Genomic DNA, 21,345 nt, shown 5'->3' with positions numbered 1-21,345 from the left:
TGTTTCGCTTAACTAGGTGAAATAAAATTGTTTGAAATTATTCTATTTCAAAAGTTGATTCTGCAAAATTAAAGGCATCTGAAACTTTAATAGAATATGTTCCTGGTTCTGCATCTTTAGGAATAATCCATGGTTGATTAATTTCCCCTTGACTAGATGCAGGAAATGAAAGATTTTCTATCTTTTCACCATTTTTATCAAAAATCTCAATTTTTACTGTTTGTTGTCCTCCGTGGACCTTGATGGTCTTAGATTTACCGGCTGCTGCGTAATTTGGTCCATCTTCTACTGTTACAACTAAACCTTCTATTGAAGATGCAAGCACTTCAATTTCAGTATTATCAAAGTTAGAACCACTTTTTGCATTTATGGTCCAAATCCCTGGAATTGCATCTGAAGGTATTCTAAATGAGCTCTCAGAAATCTTTCCATTTTTATTTGAAAATGTCTCTTTAATCTTAATTTCTTTACCGTTAGGATCTAACAAAGTTAGTGTGAGAAGAACATTAGAACCTGTATCACCTAAAACTAATATTGGATCTCCTGGATTATAGTCAGTTTTAGTGGTATTGATTTCAATATCTCCTGAACCTACCACTAGTCCGACAGTGAATACTTCTGTATTTTGTGCAGAACCTTTAGTAACTACTGCGGTGTATACTCCAGATGCAAATCCTTTTAGATCAATTGTATGTGAACCACGACCATCTGGTTGAAGCTGAATAGAAACAGCATCTCCCTTTGTTTTATCTGAAGGATCAATTATCAGTAAATTGATTATCTCAGAAGCTTTTCCTGAAATTGTTATAAATGCAGTTTCACTTGTTTTATAATTGAGTTTATCAAATTCCAAGTTTACTGGAATCGTTGGTAATTGACCTAGACCCACATATGTAAATTCTTTTTCTTTATCTTGAGTGGCAATTAATGCATATGTTCCTTCTTGGGTTGTTTGGGTTGTTGGATATTCAAATTCTACTAGACCTGATTCATCAATTGAAATTATATCTGAAAAGACTTCTTTTCCTAATGGATCTTCTAATACAATTTCAATTGATTTGTTGGAAATTGCGGTTCCGTTGAATTTCATTATCTCTCCTGGCTCAAATTTTAAATTGGTTGGAGTGATGATAATTTTTTTATCAGATTCTACTGTCCAACTAATTGTTTTGTCTGATTTCCCATCTGTAATTACTCCGGTATATTTTCCAAATGGTCTATCTAAGGGAACGAGAAGTGGATCTAATTTCCAGTTTCCCTTACTATCAACTTCTGCTGTTCTTGTTCTGATTACTTCTCCCTCTGGAGAATTAATTGTAATTGTAATTCCTTTACCTGGAGTACCTGTTCCAAATATTTCTAGCAAGTCTCCTCTATTGACGATACTTGGAATTCCTTGAATTGTAAGTGGAATATCTTGTGATATGGGAATTCTATTCTCAACTTCACCTATTCTAAGACTAAGTTTCTTTTCTTCTCCTGCTTTATCTTTAATTTTGAAATCTATTCTGTCTGCTTTTTGATCTACTGGAATTTTCATTGTAGTCATAAAATGACCATTTTCATCTGTATCAAATGAACCAATTTTTTTCGAATCTATGTAGAAATCAAATTCTTGTGATGCTCCAAAATTATCTCCTGTAACTCTAATTGATGAACCTACATTTGGTTTCTCTGGAATTACTCTGAAAGTGGATTCTGCTCCCATACTTTTACTTGAATTTTCTGTATTTTGATTTGGTTTGGGATTTTTAACTACTGGTAATTCTTTTGCAACTGATATACCAGTTTCAATTTGAATATTTTTTTTATCAAGAACTTTCCAGTTGATGGCAGGATTTGGTTTATCGGTTTTTACACCAAACTTTACAGATTCTCCTGGTTTAACGGATTCTGTTGATGTAAAAATTATTACTCCTTGTGAATTTTTTTCCCCTGTCCATCCTTTTTCAGTTTTAAATGATTTAAAATTAAAATCACTTCCAAGCCAAATTCTTAAAGTATTGACTTCTTCCTTTGAGTCATTCTTTAATTCTAATATTGAGGTTTCTTCTAATGCAACACTTGTAATTGATATCTCATCAGCATATGCTTCTGATGGAAGTGAAATTACTGTTATGGAAAATAATAATGCAAATGAAAGGATAATTCCTCCCGTAGAGGATCTATTCATAAATTTTAAATTCATTTCTCTCACTTAAACCTTAAAGATTTTTCCCCAGTTTTCTATTTCTTAGTTTAGTGTTTTTCATGAGCAAACTTCTTAAATCTTAAGCCTTGGCCTTCTGAAATTTATCAAAGTCTGATTTTGTAGCTACATTTTGATATTGTCTAATTCGTTCAGCAATTAGTCTATACAATGATCTAAATTGATCTTTGGTTTTATCTGATAAGAAATCTGTCTCCTCAAGGGCAATCTTTTCACAAATGTATCTGGTTATTTCTTCATTGTCAAATTCTTCCCAATCATCATCACTATGTTCTTGCCATATTTTTCTTAATTTTTCTATAATCCCTTTACCCTCTTTAGATATGACGTCTTGAGGTGTAAGATTTGAAAAACCCTCTTGCCTAAGCTTGATTTCATAGGTTTGGTTTACTGGGTACAAATAATCTTCAAGTGCAATATAGTCTTCAATTGATTCTAATTTTTTCCCTTCTCTTTCAAAAAATATAGTCTGTATTGATGAAAATTCATTTGAAACCAATTGGGCTGAGATTTGTTTAGATTCTTCAGAATTATCTAGTAAAACAAATGTCCTATACCCGTGATTTCTGTAAAATATCGCTAATGGTAAAACTGAATTTTTATTATATGCTGCAATCACATTAAGAGGATTCATTGAAATGTTTGGATCCTGTAGGAATTTGTCAAATGCATTAAGATACATGGAATCAGATATTGTCTCAACGATGATTATTGGTCTGGAATTTGTTCCTATTTCTCTATCCACTATAGCTTCTACTTGTCCTCTACAAAGTCCATACAAAATTGGTGTTAGTGTTTTATCATCGGCATTCCAATAATCATAAAAAATTCTACTGAGATGTTTTCTCTTATCTAACTCAACTACAAGTAAATTGCCAGGTGTATAATCAAATATCATGAATGGTGAATGTGTTGCATACAAAACTTGATTTGAACCTGCTAAATTTTTCAATAAATCTGAAATTCCCATCTGCTGTGTTGGGTGAAGGTTTCTTGCAGGTTCATCTAAAAGTAATATTGCTTCTTTTAATTCTGCCCTTTGTGTTTCTGCAGCAAAATTTACAATAAATGAGAATGTCCATTTGAAACCTTCTGCTCTTCTATTCAATAAACCAGTATTGGTGATGGTTCCATCTTTATGTACATCAGAAATTACTACACTCATTATATTTCCAGGATTATATCTCAAATCAACATGAATTGGATCTCCTTTCCATGCTGGATTTAGTTTTTTAGATAATCTGTTACTTGCTGCATTGAGAAGCTTGATACATTTTGAAGGACTTTCTTTCACCTCATCTAACTCTTTAATGTCTAACTCTGCTAGATAGAAAAGATTTCTTACAGTTTCGGCCTTGTCAAATTCCTCTACAAATTCAATGGAATCTGCACGCTCCCCTCTTTCCTCTCTTAGATATTCATTGAGATTGATATTCCCATAGATTTTTTTGTAATCTGAAAAGTACACAAATCTTGGATGTAATTCTGCTGCAATAAAATTCTGCAATGCTGTTTTTTCACTTTCACCACTAAGAAGATTTGAAAATTGGTTTTCAGGACTTTCATAGATTTTTTCCCACTCTTCAATTACTTTGGGTTCTTGTATGGCAATTACATGAAACTGATTACTAAATTCTGCCATTCCACTATCAAAAGTTTCTTGATTTTTGGGAACTTGTTCCTCAAAGAATTTTGTATCGACTTGTATTCTTAGATGATTTGGAATAGTATCTAAAAATCCAAATATTTGTCTTGAGAAATTCTCCCATGAATTGAGACCTTTATTACTATCATCACTAAGCTCAATATCTTCAAATTCATACTGGACTCTGGGATTTTGATTTGTTCTAAATAATTTAATTTTTTTAATTTCTGGTAATCCTGGAAATTTTTCTTTAATGATGCTTATTTCATGTTGGTTTAAATCAAATACTCCCTCGGCTAATCGCATCTCATCTTTTAACTCTTCATTCATTTCATCGCAAAGATCTAATTCTGAAACTTGTTCATCTCTATTCAATAATGTCAATGCTTGAAGAATTGTAGTTTTTCCACTCTCATTTCTTCCAACAAATGCTGCTAAATCACCAACTGTTATCTCTCCAGAATCATGTATGCAACGATATGCTCTGGCTCTGAATTTTCTAAGTCGCATCTAGCGATATTTAGTTGGCTACGATTTAACTCATTCGTCAAAATGATCTGAATCTTTGAAATCTTGCTAAATAGATATAAGGGAATTGTAGATTTTAAAACAAAATGGCTAGCAAGCGAGTTTTTATTGTATTTGTTTTACCTGTGATTCTCTCAGTAATACTTGGTTCGGTAGTTTTGTCAGATGTTCTTGAGAAACCTGGTAGAGAGTTAAACATGTGGCCAATGTCTTACTCTGAAGGTGTAAGTATTTCTCATAGTTCTCCAATTGAAATCATTGGGCTGTCTAAACAATATTCTACTACAGAACCTGTTGAAATTCAGGTAAAAGTTACTGATTCTTCATTTAGTTGTGGAGATCTCTATATTACAATTTATTCATCTGGAACAACTAATGTAATTTTACAAGAAGGATTCTTTGAACAATGCTTTGAATCTGGAAGTAACACTATTCCTGTTGGTGATGAATTTTCTAAAGTGATTGATACTCCTGGTTCTTATGATATAGTCACAGAAATAGTCTCAAAACAGCTAAAGAATATCTCTACAAAAGGAACATTTACTATTAAATAGGAATGAAATTGTGTTGATACGTAAGAAGTTGGATTTAAAAAATAAGGTGATTTAATGGCAAAGAAAAAAGATACTCTAATTGAAGAAGCAGAAAAAATTAAGGCAGATCTTGATGTGTTAAAAAAGAAAAAGAAAATTCCAGATACAAAACCTGCAAAGAAAACTACAAAGAAAGCTGATGCTAAACCTACAAAGAAAACTACAAAGAAAGCTGATGCTAAACCTACAAAGAAAACTACAAAGAAAGCTGATGCTAAACCTGCAAAGAAAACTACGAAGAAAGCTGATGCTAAACCTGTAAAGAAAGCTGATGCTAAACCTGCAAAGAAGACTACAAAGAAAGCTGATGCAAAACCTGCAAAGAAGACTGCAAAGAAAGTAGAAAAGCCTGTTAAAGTAAAGAAATTAACTAAAAAAGAATTAGAAGAAGAAAAAAGAATTGCTGAATTAACCCTTGAAGAAGAATTAGAAGAGCAACTCTCAGATGAGGAGATTGAAAATTTCCAAATTGAAAAAGTTGACATGGAGAGATTGACTAACAAAGTTTGTGATATTTTAGCTGAGAAAGAATCTGATGGAATGTTTCAAAGTGAATTATGGAAGAAACTTAAACTCACTAATCAAGTTGGTTCTAGATTAGCATTAAAACTTGAAAGAATGGGTACAATTACCAGAGAAAAACTTCTTGAGAATAATCGTTGGACATACAAATTAATTTTAAAGAAAACTCCAATCAGTACTCAATCTATTGAAAATGCACCATGCTTAGTTTGTCCTGTTGAGCAGAAATGTTCACTTGAAGGGGAAATTAGTCCTACAAATTGTCAATTCATTGAGGATTGGGTTATTGCTGAATTGAAAAAACCTGTGAAGGCTAAATGAAACTAGCAGATGCACGAAAAGATTACTATCGTAGATTAGCTCATGAACAAGGTTTTCGTAGTAGAGCTGCATTCAAACTCCAAGAATTAAACAAATCATATCGTCTAATAGGACCTGGTTTCAATGTTTTAGATCTTGGTTGTGCACCTGGAGGTTGGACTCAGATGGCCATAAAATTAGTTGGAAACCAAGGAAAAATAATGGGAATTGATTTGTCTTATGTTGAAGAAATTCCTGGGGCTCATATAATTCGAGAAAATATTGAAGACGAACATGTTGTAGACCAGGTATTATCTTATTTTGGGCGTAAAGTTAATGCTGTAATTTGTGATCTTTCTCCTCAAGTAAGTGGAAATTGGACAGTTGATCATGCAAAGCAAATATCATTAAATTATGATTGCGCAAAAATAATGGATAAAGTTTTAGCTCACAAAGGAAATGCGGTATTCAAAATCTTTGATGGAGAGTTCTCAATGGAATTTAGAGATTATATCAAGAAAAAATTTGTTAGAATAAATCTTACAAAACCTGATGCAAGTAGGAAACAAAGTAGTGAATTGTATCTTGTATGTTTAGGTTTTATTGGATAGTTTCAAAAATTTTAATTATTTCTTTAATATTTGCATTAGTTTTGAATCCTGTTGGATTAAACACTGTAACACTAGCTAAAAAGTTATTTTCTATTAAACTTGAAATTGCTTTTTCTAATTTTGGTGGTGAGGTTTTCATTATTGATGCAACCTCATCTATTGTATAGTATGTTCCTGGCATTTCTGATTCAGATAAGCATTTACAAAGAATTTTTTCACAATTTTTGTCCGTTTCTAATTTAGAATTTTCTACTATCATATCTTGAACAAATTCTTTATCAAAAATCTTACCTATCCATAATGGTCCTGCTAAACTAATTTTTGAATTACACAATTTACATTCTTGCTCTTGCTCTAATACCATTTTTCTATTTCCACAATTTTTACAATGTACAATATATCCTAGATTCTCTTGTTGATCCGGTCTATTGAGAACTTTGACATATGTTCTATAGTAGTGCATTTCACTTTCCACAAACATTGGAATAACAGTTACACCTAGTCTTGCTGCAACTGCTCTGAGAGATCCTAAAATTAATCTAATTGCAATTTCATTTCCGTATTCTGTTCTAACTGGGATTCCTCCATACTTTCTTTTACATGCAGATTGAAAGAGGCCATTTAGCACTTGAAGATCTGTGGCTGCAGTTGATAGTATGCCTCCATGCATGGTTGCTCTAATCCCACAGTCAAAAAATGCCGCAGGTGATCCAAAAGGATCAATATCTACAATTGAGCCTCTTTCTCCTTTTTTTGAATAATTACTGAAAAATCTACATACTTCTTTTTCAGAAAATTCTACATTTTTTATCTCATTTAGATTTGCAGAATACTCTGCCATTTTGAGTGCAGATGGATTAAGATCATTAATTACAATCTTTTCAACATCTAATTCCTTTGCTACTCGTAATCCTCTAGCTCCTAATCCTGAAAGTCCTTCTAAGAAAATTTTTGGACCTTCAAATTTGTTAAGAAAAGCAGAATAAGCGATAATTGAAAAATCTCTATTTAATTTTGCTTTAGGATTAAAAAATGCTGGCTTCATTGGCGGCACTTTATCTGTAAGTGATTTTTTTGGGACTAGCAGTTTAGTTTTCCCTTCAATTATTTCTTGAAGAGTTTCATCTGGAAATTCCAATTGATTTTCATTTTTTCTAAACGTATAACGGTTTAATACTTGTGTTTTAAGAAACAATTCGTGCAAATTTGTGGTATTGATGATGCTGGACGTGGTCCTATGTTGGGACCATTGGTGATAGCTGGCATATCTATAGACAAAAAAAATATAAATAAATTAAGCAAATTAGGTGTAAGAGATTCAAAAAAACTTACTCCTAAATTACGAGAACATCTCTACAAAAAAATTATTGAAATTGTAGATGATTACTATATTGCAAAAATTTCTCCTAGATCAATTGATGCCAGTGTAAAGAAACACTGTCTAAATGGTTTAGAGGCAAAATACATGGCAAAAGTTGTTTTAAAATTAAATCCAGATGTATCTTATGTTGATTCATGTGATGTCAATCCTACTAGATTTGGAAAAGAAATTTCTAAACTATCTGATAACCATAAAATCAAATCGTACCATAGAGCAGACAGTAGATTTGTTGTAGTGTCTGCTGCATCCATTCTTGCTAAAGTTAGTAGAGATAGGGTAATAATGAAATTAAGAAAAGATCATAATTTGGGTAGCGGATACCCTTCAGATCCTGTAACTGTGAAATTTGTAAAAAAATACTATAAAAAAAATCATGAAATGCCTAAATTTGTGCGTAAAAGTTGGAAACCTGTACAGAAAATAATTAAAAATAACTAATGGTTGAATTTTGCAATCACCATTGCATGATCTTTATCATATGGATGAAGATCTATAGTCTGCAATACCTCAAATCTTGGTTTTAATCTCTCTATTTCTTCTTCAACAATTCTTTTTGGAGCTTTTGTTACATCAATACTTCTAGTCTTGATAACTAGAAAGAAATAACCTCCTTTTTTTAGATACATTTCACAATTATCCATTGCAATTTGTGTTTGATCTGGTTGTGCAATATCTACATACACAACATCAACTTTTCCAAATACTGAAAAATATTCTTTTGGCTTTCTTGCATCTTGTAAAATTGCAACAATATTTTTTCTAAATGTTGCAACTCTATCTAAGAAATCCCTTGCAACTCTGCTTGCATGTTCTACTGCAAAAACAATTCCGTTGGATCCTACAATATCTGATATGTGACTTACTGTAGTTCCAGTTGATGCTCCCAGATATAGAACTGTACTTTTATTTTCAAAAGGAAAATATTCAAGATCATTCATAATTGCTGCAGCTAATTTACTTCTAAATGGATCCCATAATCTGTATTCAATATTTTTTTTAATGATTAATTTTTCTTTGTAAACCTGATTTCCAGGAACCATGTTTTCTGTAGCTAATTTTTTTTGTCCTTCTGATTTTATCCAAAAAAATGATTGATTATCGTCTTCCAAACTTTTTTCTCTTTTTATTTGAATCTGTTCTTTCATCATTCCTTCCACTATCTCTTCTTGGATTATCTCTAAAGCCACCTTCTCTTCTATCTCCACTATCTCTTCTTGGATTATCTCTAAAGCCACCTTCTCTTCTATCTCCACTATCTCTTCTTGGATTATCTCTAAAGCCACCTTCTCTTCTATCTCTTCTTGGATTATCTCTAAAGCCACCTTCTCTTCTTCTATCTCCACCTTCTCTTCTTCTATCTCCACCTTCTCTTCTTCTATCTCCACCTTCTCTTCTTCTATCTCCACCTTCTCTTCTTCTATCTCCACCTTCTCTTCTTCTATCTCCACCTTCTCTTCTTCTTGGTTTGTCTCCAAAGCCACCTTCTCTTCTAAATGATGGAGGTGGTCTCATGTCTTTTTCAGTTGGATTTTCATATTTTTTGCCAATTTCATCAACTCTGATGTTGAGTTTTTCAAGTAAAGTTTGATTTAATCCCTCACCGTAAACATCCACTCTTGCAGCGATTACTGCTTTGGCAGCTACTGCACGAGCAATTTTTCCTCTTTGCCATCTTGGAGCTGCATGAACCATTGCATGTTGGAATAGTAATCCGTGTTTAGGTGGTTGTGAACCTGTCTTCAATGATCTGAATAATGCTTTTTCAGCTCCTAGAACTTGTATTGTACTAGCAGGAAGGGATGCCATTTTTTTGAGACTTCCAGCTCTTCCTAAAATTCTTGCACCGACTGCAGTACCAAGAATTGCTGAAGTGTTTGGTGCAATCTCTTGCATTTCTGCTTCAACATGTTCTTCGAGTTTTTTACGTAACTCGTGAAAATCTAAAACTTGTTTTGCAATTGATTGAACTATTGATAAATTGATATCTGAAATATCTCCACCTCTACTCTTTGATGAAATTAATGACAACATCTCTACTTTAGATTCTGGAAAACCAGCTTCTTCAAAAATTTGTTTAGTTAGTGATTCTCTTTTTCCTGCTAATACAATTTGTGCATATCCGTTAATACTATCAATGATATTATCTAGTTCTGGAAAATGTAATCCGTACCACTCTCTAAGTCTTGAACTTAGCCCATTTGCAATTTTATCAATTTCATCTAGAGAATTAATTGCTTGAATGATGTGAAGATCTGGACTTTCTGAAACTTCGGTAACTTTTGATGATGATAATCCTAATGCAAACTCTCTTAATTTTCCAAGTGTATCTTGAAGATTTGATGCAAAACCAGAATCTACGATAATCTGTGGCTTGTTTGTTTGAATTTCATCTAATTCAGATTCTTCCATTAAATGACAATCAATTGAATATTTTTTTAAAATTGCAAGTAATGATTCATCACTTACAGAAAATCCTCTTTGAGTTGATGCAAGATAATTTACAAGTTCATTTAATTTTGATTCTTTATTTTTGACTAATAGATACTCTTTAACTGGATTTGAGAATGAAAATGCTTTGTCTAGTTTTCCATCATTAAAAACCGAGATTCCTAACTCTGTTAAAACTACAGAATACATGACTAGTTGATTCTAAATGACCTTTAAAAAAGGTACCAGAATCAACTGTTATATTCGAAACTATGCTCATTAATCAAAGTGAAACCTAGTATTGCAACTTCCATAGGTCAAATCCAATTAGATAAACCTGTAATGCTGGCATCTGGAATTTTAGGCATATCATTGGATGTGTTTAATCGACTTTATGCATCAGGGGCAGGTGCAGTTGTAACTAAATCTCTTAGTACCGTATCATGGGAAGGATATCCAAATCCTACAATCTTTAGTGTAAAGGGTGGTGGATGGATAAATGCAGTTGGGCTTTCAAATCCTGGTGCTTCAAATTTTGCTAAAATGATTGAGCCAAATCAAGATGTTCCAATAATTGTGAGTTTGGTTGGGTCTGTACCTGAAGACTTTGAAATGATGATTAAAGAATTCAAAAATTGTAAAGTCAAAGCATATGAATTGAATTTATCTTGTCCTCACGTTGCTAAAGTCGGTTTGGAGGTTGGTGATGATCCTGGATTGGTTAAAGCAATTGTTTCTACTGTTAAAAACGCAACAGATGTTCCTGCAATTGCCAAAGTTGGCTTGGGGACTAGCAATTATCTCAATACCGTTAGTACTGCAATAGATTGTGGAATTGATGCAATTACTGCAATTAATACAGTTAGAGCAATGGCAATTGATGTTGAAACTCAACGTCCTATACTTAGCAACAAATTTGGAGGGTTATCTGGAACTCCAATTAAACCAATTGCATTAAGATGTGTTTATGAGATTTCTTCAAAATATGATATACCAATAATTGGATGTGGAGGAATTTCAACTTGGGAAGATGCAATTGAATTTTTCTTGGCTGGAGCATCTGGCGTTCAACTTGGAAGTGCAATAGGTGATAATTGGGTTGGAGTTTTTGATGATATTAACAAGGGAATTTTAGATTATATGAAGAGGAAAAATTATTCTACAATAAAGGAGATGGTAGGTCTTGCAAAGAAATCTTAACCATCCCACAATTGTCACAATTGAAAAAGTAATTGATGAAACACCAACTGTTAGAACATTAGTTTTTTCTGATGATGTGATGCCAACTGTTCTTCCTGGACAATTTGCAATGGTTTGGATTCCAGGTGTTAATGAATTACCTATGAGTGTAATGATTTCAAAAGAATCTGGAAAAGCTGCATTCACTGTACGAAAACATGGTCCTTCATCTACAGGTTTGTTCAATGTTCCAGTTGGAGGACAAATTGGAATTCGTGGTCCTTATGGAAATTCTTTTGATGTAAAAGAAGGAAAACTTTTGCTAGTTGGAGGTGGAACTGGACTTGTTCCAATGATGCGATTACTTAGTTTTGTAAAACCTACTGATGATGTTACTGTTCTAATGGGTGCAAAATCAAAAGATGAAGTTTTCTTTGAGGATTTATCAAATGAATTATTGAAAAACAATCCTCACCAAGTTATTGTTTCTACTGATGATGGTAGTTATGGTGAGAAAGGATTTGTAACTGATTTAGTTGAAAAATTAGTTAGTGAAACTCATTTTGATGCAGTGTATGTTTGTGGTCCTGAAATTATGATGTACAAAACTGTCCAAGCTGCCCATGCCAAACAAATCTTTGTTCAAGCTAGTCTTGAGAGAATGATGAAATGCGGTGTTGGAATTTGTGGTAGCTGCTGTGTGGGTGAGGATCTTGCTTGCAGGGATGGAACTGTATTTGACGGAGGACATTTGTCCAAAAATAAGGAATTTGGCCATTTTCATAGGAATAAGGCTGGAATCTTAGAAAATTACTAAGTTTGACACGTAAGGTTTAAAATCAATCATAAAATTATTTTCGTGAAGGGTATGGGTACTCCAAAAATAGTCTTAACTGCAGATAGAACTTTGATGTCTCCTTACAGGGGATTGTCTCTTGCAACATTTTTCGGATGTGCTCCTGCAGTAGATCCTAACAGAGATAAGAATAGTTTTTGGTATAAGATTCTTGGAAATCAAGTAACTCCAAAAGTTCTATTTGATTTCATTTGTAATTGGTCACCTGATATTGATGGTGTAGCGAAATATGCTCCATATGGATTAAGAAAATTAGAAGCCGGTTTGTTACGTGATGGTTTTAGTAGACAAGATGTTGTAGTTGCTCATCCAAATCATATTGAAAAATTCATTGGTCCTGAAACTGAAGTTATTGGAACTTATGAAATGGATCCACTTGGAATGGGTCCAGTTACTATGACATTTACTTATGGACGAAAACAAACTTCTTACGATGAATTTTACAATGCAGAGTTACATCATAGAATTAAAGCTGCAAAAGCAAGAACTGGAAGTAAAGCAAAAGTAATTTCTGGTGCATCTGGAACATGGCAATACAATTATGATCCAGCAAAAATTGAAGAATTTGGAATTTATGCAATATTAGAAGGAGAACTGGGAGGTATTGCACCTGAAATTGATGGACATGCAGGTCGCTTCTTTAACTATTTGATTAATGGTGATTTTGAAAATATGGATCCATTCAGAAAAAGAAGTGACTTTAAAGTTAACATTAAAGAATTTGAAAGAGAAGGAAAAAAAATTCACGGAAGATTTGTAAATTTCTGGGATAGACCAGAATTAGAAGATATTCCTAACATTGTAGAGCCTAGCATGCATGGTATGGTTGAGGTAATGCGTGGTTGTGGTAGAGGATGTAAATTCTGTGACGTTACATTAAGATCATTAAGATACTATTCACCAGAAAAAGTCAAAAAAGAAATTGAAGTTAACATAAAGAAAGGCGGTTCCAAATCTGCATGGATTCACAGTGATGATATTTTTGTTTATGGAATGGATCCTCGAACTGCAAAAGGAATGGAGCCAAATAGAGAAGCATTAGAAGAATTATTCACAGCAATCATGTCTACGGGAGTTGAACACACAAATCCAACTCACGGTACATTGGCAGGTGCAATAGCTGATGAAAAACTCCTTCCAAACCTCTCAAAAATAATGAGAGCTAGTCCTGATAACATGATTGGTGTCCAAGCAGGACTTGAAACTGGAAGTCTTAGATTAATTGGTAAATACGCTGATAGAAAACTTGCTCCATACGATCCATCTGAATGGCATTGGGTTGTAAAAGAAGGTGTAAAGTCAATGAATGAGAATTATTGGATCCCGGCATTTACCTTGATTATGGGTCTTGACAATGATGAAACTCCTGAAGATTCATGGGAAACTATCCAATTAATCAGTGAATTAGAACATGAGCAACCTGATTCAATGTTTACTGCCACTGCACTTACGTTTGTTCCAATTGGATTGCTAGAACAATCTGATTTCTTCCACATTGGAAATGAAATGACTCCTGCACAATTGGGAGTTCTTTACAAGACATGGCAACATAATTTCAAATATGGTATTCAAAAATTCATGACTAAAACTGGTTCAAAAGGCCCACAAAGATATGCTTTCAATGCACTTGCAAGATCTCTTGGAGGTATTCCACTTGGAGCCATGGAGAAATATGCACGAAGAAAGAGTAAGGAACACGAAAAAGTCATAGAGACTGTAAAGGCCAAGTACTGGTAGTCATCCAAATACATAAATTCACTAATCTCTCATTCCTATCATGGCAACACACGGTTCACTTACCAAAGCAGGTAAAGTACGAGGACAGACCCCTAAAGTCGAAGGTAGAAAGATTGTAGGTACTAGTTCTAGTGTTGGTAACAAAAGTAACTACAACAAACGATTTGTTTTAGGAAGATATCCTGGTCAAAACAAACCTGGACAAAGAAGAAAGAGACGTTAGTCTATTTTAGAATATTTTATAATTTTACGATCATTTTATCAAACAATAACCTTATAAAGTACTGGTACCGTACTATACGGTATGGTAGAAGATTTAAGATTAGATAGTTTAGAGGGCGTAGGTCCTGTAACTACAAGAAAATTATCCGATGCAGGTGTCCACAACGTCATGGACCTTGTTGTTAGAGGTCCTGTTGAAATTGCATCCATTACTGGAATGGAAAAGGATACTGCTGAAAAGATTGTCAATAAAGCCCGACAACATTTAGTTGATGGTGGATTAATTGCCAATCATTTTACAAGTGCAACTGAAATTTACAAACACCGACAGAGTATTGGTAAAATTACAACTGGTACTAATTGTCTTGATACTCTATTTGATGGCGGTATTGAGACTCAAGCTTTAACAGAAGTTTATGGTGAGTTTGGTTGTGGTAAAACACAATTTGCACATACAATGTCTGTGATGGTTCAAAAAAGCAAAGAAGAAGGTGGTCTTGAAGGATCTGTCTTATACATTGACACTGAAAATACTTTCAGACCTGAAAGAATTGTATCTATTGCTAAAGCACATGATATGGATCCTGAAAAAGTTTTAGATAATATCATAGTAGCTCGTGCATATAACAGCTCACACCAGATATTAATTTTAGAAGAAGCTGGCCCTGTAATTGAAGAAAACAATGTTAAACTAATTGTTGCAGATTCTGCAGTTGGTCTATTCCGTGCTGAATATCTTGGAAGAGGAACATTATCTGTAAGACAACAAAAACTAAACCACTTTGTTCACTTGTTGTCTAGAATTGCAGAAACATACAACTGTGCTGCAATTGCAACCAACCAAGTTATGGCATCACCTGATGTCTTCTTTGGAGATCCAACTAGACCAATTGGTGGAAATGTCGTTGCACATACTAGTACCTATAGAATATACTTTAAGAAATCAGGTAAGAAACGAATTGCCAGAATGGTGGATAGTCCTCATCATCCTGAAGAAGAAGTAATCTTTGCTTTGGCTGAAGCAGGTGTAGTAGATCCTGAAGAAGCTGAGAAAAAGACTACCAAAAAGTCAACTGCCAAGAAAGCAACTAAAAAGACAAAAAAGTCTGAGGTAGAGGCTACAGTAGAAACACCTGAGGTAGAGGCTACAGTAGAAACACCTGAGGTAGAGGCTACAGTAGAAACACCTGAGGTAGAGGCTACAGTAGAAACACCTGAGGTAGAGGCTGAAACACCAAAGGTAGATGCCACTACAGCAGAAATCGAATCTGATGATTTCGATCCGGTAGAAGAGTAATCACTCTTTTCCCTCTTTTCATTATTTTTGATTCTATTCTAATGGAATCATTAAATTATGAAATATCCCACATGAATCTGTTAATACATCATGACAGATCTTTATCGATTACTTCCAGAAGAGATGGAGCAGCTCGTAATAGATATGGGATATCCTAGATATCGGGCAGATCAAATTTTACTTCCACTTTATTACAAATTTCCAAAGGTTCTTGATGATATTCCACAGCTCCCAAAAAAACTAAGAGAGGAGTTGACTGCAGCAGGATACACAATTGGTTCTGCAAAAGAAACTCATCGTATTGTAAGTGATGATGGAGACACTACAAAATTATTGTTAAATCTAACAAATGATAATTCTGTAGAAACTGTTTTGATGCAATATGATCCATCTAAAATTGGTGGCCATCCGCGTTCTACCATTTGTGTTTCCACTCAAATTGGATGTGCAATGGGCTGTGTATTTTGTGCAACTGGACAAATGGGATTTGAAACAAATCTAAAAGCTGAACATATTATATCCCAAGTAATTCATTTTGCAGAAATATTACAACAAAGAGGAGAACATGTGACGAATTTAGTTTTTATGGGTATGGGGGAACCCATGGCAAATTATGATGAAATGATTCGAGCAGTAAAAATTTTAACACATGATAGAGGATTTGGTTTGGGTCAGAGGCACATTACAATTTCTACAATTGGAATTAAATCAGGAATTGAAAAACTAGCTGAAGAAAATCTGCAGATAGGTCTGGCAATTTCTTTACATGCCCCAAACAACGAATTAAGAAAAAAATTAGTTCCTACGGCAACTCCTAATTCTGTAGAGGAGATTATTGAAATTGGAAGAAATTACTTTAAAAAAACTGGACGTCGTGTGACATTTGAATATGCACTTATGGAGGGGATAAATGATTCACCTGAAATTGCAAAAGAATTAGCTAGGCTCTTAGATGGAAATGGATCTCATGTGAATTTGATCCCGATAAATCCTACTGCTGGTGATTTCAAGCGTCCATCAGAAAAAAATGTCAAAGAATTTGAACGAATTTTGTCCAAGGCAGGGGTAAATTGTACTATTAGAGTTGAAAAAGGTACTGAGATTTCAGCTGCTTGTGGCCAACTTAGAACTGATCTTGCTGGTTAAACACCCCTATTTTTCTAAGTCTTAAAATAGGGCTTTCGAAGGTTTTACACTCATGGCAACTAAGAAGTCCTCTGGTCGTTCACATGGATTTAAGCATAAATCTAGATCAATTATGACAAAACAATCTCCTAGGGGAGTTTCGTTTTTGTTACGTGAATACAAAGAAGGCCAACAAGCACTTGTCATTATTGATCCAAGACAGCACAAAGGATTACCACACAGACGATATCACGGAAAAGTAGGTGTTGTTACAAATGTTGGTAGACGTGCCATTACATTAGATGTCAAATTAGGTGATAAAACGAAAGTCTTAATCACTAGATTAGATCACATAAAACCATTCGGTGTATGATATGGAAGAAGTAAAAAAGAAACAAGCAATTTCTCTTGCAGAAGTTAAAGAAATTTTAGGTAAAGTTGATGTTGAAGAGATGGATCAAATTCAACGTTGGACATATGATTATGTTTCAAAATTTGTATCAACAGAACCAAAAGAAGCAAAAGAAATGAAAAAGCAACTCGTCAAAGAATGTGAATTAACTGAAGATGAGGCTGTTGAAATAGTTAACATTAGACCTACAAGTTTAGCTGAATTACGTTCCTTCACATTTGGTTGGAAAAAATTAATTCTTGCTGAAACCCTAGAAAAAATGCTCAAAATAATCAAGGAGCATTCGTAAGTTTTTAGGAGTATTCTATTTTGAATCGGGCACAACCCCCAGCTAGAAAGTATGAGGAGTATGCATATGTATTAGATTTCAATTCTAGAGGAAAGTCCTCCACAGTAAGAGGTAGAGACGGAATTATTATCACGGCTATTGGCGAAGACAGATTAACTCTTTTAGAAGTTCTTGGAATTCCAAACTCTACATTTGAGATAGGTGAGAAAATCTATATTGGAAAAGAAGGACGAACCAAAGTTCTATCTGTTTTAGGGAAGATGGAGTATAGTAAAATTTCATCATCTGCCCAAAGTGAATTAGATTTAGTAGTTGAAACAATAGTTACTGCAAATGAACAAAAATTTGTTTCGTATCTAAACAATGCACAACCACTAACACCAAGAATCCATGCACTAGAATTAATTCCAGGAATTGGAAAAACATACATGAAAACAATGTTAGAAGAACGAGAGAAACAAAAGTTTGAAAGCTATCAGGATTTACAAGACCGTGTTGGATTTAAAGAACCAATAAAACATATTTCTGAGCGAATCCTGGATGAAATTACAGGAGAAAGTAGAATGAATCTCTTTGTAAAAAGATGATAAAACGAAAACGTCTTGGCCAACACTTTCTAACATCAAATTCTATAGCAAAATCCATAGTTTCTGAGGCTAAAATTACTAAAAACGACATTGTATTTGAAATTGGAACTGGTCAGGGAATTCTAACTTCTCTTTTATGTGAAAAAGCTGACAAGGTAATTTCAGTTGATTTGGATGAGGAATTAATTAAAAATGCCAAATTAAAATTTTCACATTTGAATAACCTAGTCTTAAAGTCTGGTGATGGTTTAAAGAAAAAAGATCTTTTTACTATTTTTGTTTCTAATCTGCCCTATTCTAGGAGTAAGGATGCAATTGAATGGCTTGCTCAGACTCCCTTTTCACATGGAGTGATAATGGTTCAAAAAGAATTTGCAGATAAACTCCTTGCAAAATCGTCTAAAAATAGAAAAGCAATAAGCATTATTGCCACATCTGCATTTGAAATAACTGCAGTGCTAAAAGTAGCAAAAAATAATTTCTCTCCACCACCAAAAATTGATTCCGTAGTTCTAAAAATAATTCAAAAAAATAACTTATCTGAAGAACTTATTCAGACAATTAATAAAATATTTTCATATCGAAGAAAAACAGTCAAAAATATTTTAAAACAATTCAATAAAGAAAGTGATATTGATAAACGAGTAGATGACTTATCTGGAGAGGAAATAATTAGTCTTGCAAACCAAATTCTTAAAAAATGACGAGTATCCTCCATCTGAGGATACTTTTTTCATAGTTGACAACATTGAGAATGAAAAAGGAAACTTTGCACTTGATGTTGGTAGTGGTTCGGGATATCTTACAAAATTACTTGCTGAGAATTTCTCCTTTGTAGTTGGAACTGATATCAACTTTGATGTATTGACAAAACAAACCTACAAAACAGAAAATATTGTATGTTGTAATGGTTCAGATGCATTAAAAATAAAATTTGATTTTATTGTATGCAACTTACCATATCTTGCAACTGACAAAATCATTGACATTGCAACAGATGGTGGTGTTGAGGGATTTGAAATCCCCAAAAAAATATTTGATTCTGTAATTTGTAATATGGCTGAACATGGGAAATTTGTATTTGTAACATCATCGCTTTCTAATTACCAGAAATTGATTGATTATGCTCAAAAATTGGGCTTGAAAACACGAATTATGGCAAAAAAGAAACTGTTTTTTGAAGAATTAATTCTAGTGGAAACTATTAGGTGATTATTTTCTTAGATTCTCTTTGGCATATGTGATAATTGCATCAGTCATTTGTGTGGTTGTTGCATCACCGCCAATATCCCATGTTACTGCCTTTCCTTCGTTGATTACTTTATCAGTTGCATCAAAGATTGCATCTCTGATTTCTCTTTCACCTAGATAATCTGCCATCCAAGCTCCTGAAAGAACAGTTGCAGTTGGGTTTACTTTGTTTTGTCCTGCAAATTGTGGGGCACTTCCATGTGCTGCTTCAAACATTGCATAATTGTCTCCAATATTTGCAGAATAGATTAATCCAATAGAACCCACAAGTGCTGATGCAAGTTCTGAAATAATATCCATGAATAAATTGGTACTGACTAGTACTGATCCATTAAACTGCTCAGTTGCAATTACCATCTGTTGTGCCATGTTGTCTATGTAAATTTCAGATAATTCAATTCCAGTTCCTTCAACTGCTTTTTGTGTTTCATCCCAAAATATTCCATCTGTTTCTTTTAGGATATTTCTTTTTGTAATGGCTACCATTTTTTTCATATTGAATTTATTTGCCCAATCTACTGCAGAATTTAGTAATCTTCTGCTTCCTTGTCTTGTAATTTTTCTAATTGCAATTGCTGCATCATCTGTAATTTTTACCTCTACACCTGTATAGAGTCCTTCAGTTGCTTCTCTGAAACATACACAATCAAGTTTTCTATTTGGAGTTAATCTGTCATAAGTTTTAGTCGGTCTGATATTTGCATAAAGATCAAATTTTTGTCTTAATGTGACTGCAACACTTCTAGGTGCACCTGGAACAGGAATTGTAGTTGTTGGGCCCTTGAAACAACAGTCTGATTCTTCTAAAATTTTCATTGTAGAATCAGGAATGTATGATTTATCTTTTCTACCATTTTTTTCCCATTGCTCTGAGCCTACTTCGCACAAAATTAACTCTGATTGCAAGTTACATTCCTTTAAGACCTTTAACATTGAATCTACAACTTCAGGTCCAATTCCATCTCCTTTCATTACAGCGGCTTTTTTACTCAAAACTGCAAGAATTTGAGGTGGTTATTATTTAATTCTACCTTGAAATTGAAATGTTATCTACATATTTTCTATAGAGATGATTTAATACCTAATTTAACAAATAATATTCTAATGCAGATAGTTCAAATCTCTGATCTACATGTGGGCTCTCAATTTATTCAAGAAAAGTTTGATGTCTTGGTAAAAGAAGTAAATGAACTAAATCCTGATGTAATCATAATCACTGGTGATTTAACAAATGAAGGGTTAATGAAAGAATATGAAGAATGTAAATCTCTTTTAAAAAAATTCAACACTAGGAAAATTATTACGATAAGTGGAAACCATGATTATCGTAACACTGGATATCTTTTATTCAAAAAATTTTTCCCTTTTGAAACTGTAAATGAACTAAGTGAAGATGTAGTGCTAGTTACAGTTGGAACTGCAAGACCTGATAGAAATGAGGGTGAGGTGGGATATAGACAAAATTTATGGTTAGAGCGAACTATGAAAAAATACAAAGATAAAGTAAAGATTGTTGCAATGCATCATCATCTAATTGCAATTCCTGATACTGGCTCTGATCAACTAACAGTAGTTGATGCAGGTGATGTATTGCGAACTGTTTTGGATTCCAAAGTTGATGTAGTATTGTGTGGACATAAACATCGGCCATGGGCATGGAATTTTGGAGCACTTACTGTAGTTAATGCAGGAACTGCTACATCTGAGAGAGTTCGTGGATTCTTTGAAAATACTTACAATATTCTTACAATTGATAAGAAAAAAGTACGAGTTGATCTAAAAATTGTAGGTGGGAAACGACTCCCAATTGAGGAAATTGTGAATAATTATAGCCAGTTTGGCGATGAATGAATTTATTTACAGAAAACTTCTAGGCCTCTTATGCGGGGGTCGCCTAGCCTGGTAGGGCGTGAGATTGCTAATTTCATGTTCGCAAGAACTCGTGGGTTCGAATCCCTCTCCCCGCGCCATTAAAACTTAATAGACCGATTCAAGAAGTTTCAACATGGGACGAAGAAAATCACAAAAAATCATTCGTACTGGTCCAAAAAATGCTACTACTGGTATGTGTCCTATTTGTAAAACAATTGGTAAAATTTTCATTCTTGGTTCTCCTGGTGAAGAGAGAGCAAAATGTGAAAAATGTCGTCAGGAATTTGAATTATAGTTCAAAA

At 33.7% G+C, this 21,345-nt stretch carries 23 protein-coding genes and 1 tRNA gene; 18 read left to right on the top strand and 6 right to left on the bottom strand.

The window, feature by feature from the left end; all coding sequences use genetic code 11:
* Positions 1–37: 37 nt before the first annotated feature.
* Both C5F49_RS07610 and C5F49_RS07605 read right to left on the bottom strand, forming a co-directional pair.
* Positions 38–2,173 (bottom strand): biofilm-associated protein, encoded by a 2,136-nt coding sequence (locus C5F49_RS07610; RefSeq protein ID WP_179362391.1) that lies wholly within the window; start codon positions 2,171–2,173, stop codon positions 38–40.
* A 97-nt stretch (positions 2,174–2,270) separates the two neighbouring features.
* Entirely contained in the window at positions 2,271–4,364 is a 2,094-nt protein-coding gene (locus tag C5F49_RS07605; protein ID WP_179362390.1) for an AAA family ATPase, read from the bottom strand.
* A gap of 104 nt (positions 4,365–4,468) precedes the next feature.
* Here C5F49_RS07605 and C5F49_RS07600 point away from each other — a divergent pair, with 104 nt between their 5' ends.
* From C5F49_RS07600 to C5F49_RS07590, 3 genes are read left to right on the top strand one after another with little or no spacing between them, the layout of a single operon-like run.
* Positions 4,469–4,936, top strand: a complete 468-nt coding sequence (locus C5F49_RS07600; protein ID WP_179362389.1) for a hypothetical protein — start codon at positions 4,469–4,471, stop codon at positions 4,934–4,936.
* A gap of 54 nt (positions 4,937–4,990) precedes the next feature.
* The gene (locus C5F49_RS07595; protein WP_179362388.1) at positions 4,991–5,818 is read left to right on the top strand and encodes an RPC34 RNA polymerase subunit family protein; all 828 of its coding nucleotides are present in this window, start codon (positions 4,991–4,993) and stop codon (positions 5,816–5,818) included.
* The gene (locus tag C5F49_RS07590) at positions 5,815–6,408 is read left to right on the top strand and encodes an RlmE family RNA methyltransferase (RefSeq protein ID WP_179362387.1); all 594 of its coding nucleotides are present in this window, start codon (positions 5,815–5,817) and stop codon (positions 6,406–6,408) included. Before C5F49_RS07595 ends, C5F49_RS07590 begins: the two co-directional genes overlap by 4 nt.
* Here C5F49_RS07590 and C5F49_RS07585 read toward each other — a convergent pair.
* Positions 6,398–7,546 carry a tRNA (guanine-N1)-methyltransferase gene (locus tag C5F49_RS07585; RefSeq protein ID WP_179362386.1) on the bottom strand — a complete coding sequence of 383 codons (1,149 nt, stop codon included), beginning with the start codon at positions 7,544–7,546 and terminating at the stop codon, positions 6,398–6,400. The genes C5F49_RS07590 and C5F49_RS07585 overlap by 11 nt on opposite strands.
* Before the next feature lie 60 nt (positions 7,547–7,606).
* Between C5F49_RS07585 and rnhB the strand changes: the two genes are divergently transcribed.
* Positions 7,607–8,227 (top strand): ribonuclease HII, encoded by a 621-nt coding sequence (rnhB, locus tag C5F49_RS07580; RefSeq protein WP_179362385.1) that lies wholly within the window; start codon positions 7,607–7,609, stop codon positions 8,225–8,227.
* Here the strand turns inward: rnhB and C5F49_RS07575 are convergent.
* Together C5F49_RS07575 and C5F49_RS07570 are read right to left on the bottom strand one after the other, a co-directional pair.
* A complete protein-coding gene (locus C5F49_RS07575) occupies positions 8,224–8,976 on the bottom strand; it encodes a fibrillarin-like rRNA/tRNA 2'-O-methyltransferase (protein WP_246275318.1) in 753 nt (250 codons plus the stop codon). The two genes, rnhB and C5F49_RS07575, sit on opposite strands and share 4 nt — an antisense overlap.
* Positions 8,885–10,426, bottom strand: coding sequence for an NOP5/NOP56 family protein (locus C5F49_RS07570; RefSeq protein WP_246275317.1), 1,542 nt, complete (start codon positions 10,424–10,426; stop codon positions 8,885–8,887). The genes C5F49_RS07575 and C5F49_RS07570 overlap by 92 nt, the downstream gene beginning before the upstream one ends.
* Positions 10,427–10,504: 78 nt before the next feature.
* On the opposite strand from C5F49_RS07570, the gene C5F49_RS07565 reads away from it, so the two are divergent.
* The 11 genes from C5F49_RS07565 to C5F49_RS07515 all read left to right on the top strand — a co-directional run bounded on the left by C5F49_RS07565 (position 10,505) and on the right by C5F49_RS07515 (position 19,132).
* Positions 10,505–11,416 carry a dihydroorotate dehydrogenase gene (locus C5F49_RS07565; RefSeq protein ID WP_179362384.1) on the top strand — a complete coding sequence of 304 codons (912 nt, stop codon included), beginning with the start codon at positions 10,505–10,507 and terminating at the stop codon, positions 11,414–11,416.
* Positions 11,400–12,212: a dihydroorotate dehydrogenase electron transfer subunit gene (locus C5F49_RS07560; protein ID WP_179362383.1), complete on the top strand. Its 813-nt coding sequence runs from the start codon at positions 11,400–11,402 to the stop codon at positions 12,210–12,212. The genes C5F49_RS07565 and C5F49_RS07560 overlap by 17 nt, the downstream gene beginning before the upstream one ends.
* A 51-nt stretch (positions 12,213–12,263) precedes the next feature.
* On the top strand, positions 12,264–13,988 hold the full coding sequence (locus C5F49_RS07555; RefSeq protein WP_179362382.1) for a B12-binding domain-containing radical SAM protein: 1,725 nt from the start codon (positions 12,264–12,266) through the stop codon (positions 13,986–13,988).
* Positions 13,989–14,028: 40 nt separating this feature from the next.
* Positions 14,029–14,211, top strand: coding sequence for a 30S ribosomal protein S30e (locus tag C5F49_RS07550; protein ID WP_179362381.1), 183 nt, complete (start codon positions 14,029–14,031; stop codon positions 14,209–14,211).
* Between the two features lie 81 nt (positions 14,212–14,292).
* Positions 14,293–15,507 carry a DNA repair and recombination protein RadA gene (radA, locus tag C5F49_RS07545; protein WP_179362380.1) on the top strand — a complete coding sequence of 405 codons (1,215 nt, stop codon included), beginning with the start codon at positions 14,293–14,295 and terminating at the stop codon, positions 15,505–15,507.
* Between the two features lie 90 nt (positions 15,508–15,597).
* On the top strand, positions 15,598–16,653 hold the full coding sequence (rlmN, locus tag C5F49_RS07540; RefSeq protein WP_179362379.1) for a dual-specificity RNA methyltransferase RlmN: 1,056 nt from the start codon (positions 15,598–15,600) through the stop codon (positions 16,651–16,653).
* A 52-nt stretch (positions 16,654–16,705) separates the two neighbouring features.
* Positions 16,706–17,005, top strand: a complete 300-nt coding sequence (locus C5F49_RS07535) for a 50S ribosomal protein L21 (protein WP_179362378.1) — start codon at positions 16,706–16,708, stop codon at positions 17,003–17,005.
* Position 17,006: 1 nt separating this feature from the next.
* Complete coding sequence (locus C5F49_RS07530; RefSeq protein ID WP_179362377.1) at positions 17,007–17,333, top strand: RNA polymerase Rpb4; 327 nt, start codon at positions 17,007–17,009, stop codon at positions 17,331–17,333.
* A 20-nt stretch (positions 17,334–17,353) separates the two neighbouring features.
* Positions 17,354–17,920, top strand: coding sequence for a DUF655 domain-containing protein (locus C5F49_RS07525; RefSeq protein ID WP_179362376.1), 567 nt, complete (start codon positions 17,354–17,356; stop codon positions 17,918–17,920).
* Positions 17,917–18,624, top strand: coding sequence for a 16S rRNA (adenine(1518)-N(6)/adenine(1519)-N(6))-dimethyltransferase RsmA (gene rsmA, locus C5F49_RS07520; protein ID WP_179362375.1), 708 nt, complete (start codon positions 17,917–17,919; stop codon positions 18,622–18,624). The genes C5F49_RS07525 and rsmA overlap by 4 nt, the downstream gene beginning before the upstream one ends.
* Complete coding sequence (locus C5F49_RS07515; protein WP_179362374.1) at positions 18,599–19,132, top strand: HemK2/MTQ2 family protein methyltransferase; 534 nt, start codon at positions 18,599–18,601, stop codon at positions 19,130–19,132. The genes rsmA and C5F49_RS07515 overlap by 26 nt, the downstream gene beginning before the upstream one ends.
* On the opposite strand, the gene C5F49_RS07510 is transcribed toward C5F49_RS07515, so the two are convergent.
* Positions 19,133–20,164, bottom strand: coding sequence for an isocitrate/isopropylmalate dehydrogenase family protein (locus C5F49_RS07510; protein WP_179362373.1), 1,032 nt, complete (start codon positions 20,162–20,164; stop codon positions 19,133–19,135). It abuts the gene before it with no gap.
* A gap of 111 nt (positions 20,165–20,275) precedes the next feature.
* Here C5F49_RS07510 and C5F49_RS07505 point away from each other — a divergent pair, with 111 nt between their 5' ends.
* The 3 genes from C5F49_RS07505 (at position 20,276) to C5F49_RS07495 (ending at position 21,338) form a co-directional block, all read left to right on the top strand.
* Positions 20,276–21,022, top strand: coding sequence for a metallophosphoesterase family protein (locus C5F49_RS07505; RefSeq protein ID WP_179362372.1), 747 nt, complete (start codon positions 20,276–20,278; stop codon positions 21,020–21,022).
* 32 nt (positions 21,023–21,054) lie between these two features.
* Positions 21,055–21,141: transfer RNA gene (locus C5F49_RS07500), tRNA-Ser, on the top strand.
* 35 nt (positions 21,142–21,176) lie between these two features.
* Positions 21,177–21,338, top strand: a complete 162-nt coding sequence (locus C5F49_RS07495) for a hypothetical protein (protein WP_179362371.1) — start codon at positions 21,177–21,179, stop codon at positions 21,336–21,338.
* Positions 21,339–21,345 lie beyond the last annotated feature (7 nt).

This window comes from Nitrosopumilus oxyclinae, assembly GCF_013407165.1.
GTDB lineage: Archaea > Thermoproteota > Nitrososphaeria > Nitrososphaerales > Nitrosopumilaceae > Nitrosopumilus > Nitrosopumilus oxyclinae.
This window is presented reverse-complemented; position numbering and strand designations above follow the sequence as displayed.

Bases quoted from the DNA above. Each gene is read 5' to 3' on its own strand.
- C5F49_RS07610 (WP_179362391.1), bottom strand. From the start codon at position 2,173: ATGAATAGATCCTCTACGGGAGGAATTATCCTTTCATTTGCATTATTA.
- C5F49_RS07605 (WP_179362390.1), bottom strand. From the start codon at position 4,364: ATGCGACTTAGAAAATTCAGAGCCAGAGCATATCGTTGCATACATGAT.
- C5F49_RS07600 (WP_179362389.1), top strand. From the start codon at position 4,469: ATGGCTAGCAAGCGAGTTTTTATTGTATTTGTTTTACCTGTGATTCTC.
- C5F49_RS07595 (WP_179362388.1), top strand. From the start codon at position 4,991: ATGGCAAAGAAAAAAGATACTCTAATTGAAGAAGCAGAAAAAATTAAG.
- C5F49_RS07590 (WP_179362387.1), top strand. From the start codon at position 5,815: ATGAAACTAGCAGATGCACGAAAAGATTACTATCGTAGATTAGCTCAT.
- C5F49_RS07570 (WP_246275317.1), bottom strand. From the start codon at position 10,426: ATGTATTCTGTAGTTTTAACAGAGTTAGGAATCTCGGTTTTTAATGAT.
- C5F49_RS07555 (WP_179362382.1), top strand. From the start codon at position 12,264: ATGGGTACTCCAAAAATAGTCTTAACTGCAGATAGAACTTTGATGTCT.
- C5F49_RS07550 (WP_179362381.1), top strand. From the start codon at position 14,029: ATGGCAACACACGGTTCACTTACCAAAGCAGGTAAAGTACGAGGACAG.
- radA (WP_179362380.1), top strand. From the start codon at position 14,293: ATGGTAGAAGATTTAAGATTAGATAGTTTAGAGGGCGTAGGTCCTGTA.
- rlmN (WP_179362379.1), top strand. From the start codon at position 15,598: ATGACAGATCTTTATCGATTACTTCCAGAAGAGATGGAGCAGCTCGTA.
- C5F49_RS07535 (WP_179362378.1), top strand. From the start codon at position 16,706: ATGGCAACTAAGAAGTCCTCTGGTCGTTCACATGGATTTAAGCATAAA.
- C5F49_RS07530 (WP_179362377.1), top strand. From the start codon at position 17,007: ATGGAAGAAGTAAAAAAGAAACAAGCAATTTCTCTTGCAGAAGTTAAA.
- rsmA (WP_179362375.1), top strand. From the start codon at position 17,917: ATGATAAAACGAAAACGTCTTGGCCAACACTTTCTAACATCAAATTCT.
- C5F49_RS07505 (WP_179362372.1), top strand. From the start codon at position 20,276: ATGCAGATAGTTCAAATCTCTGATCTACATGTGGGCTCTCAATTTATT.
- C5F49_RS07495 (WP_179362371.1), top strand. From the start codon at position 21,177: ATGGGACGAAGAAAATCACAAAAAATCATTCGTACTGGTCCAAAAAAT.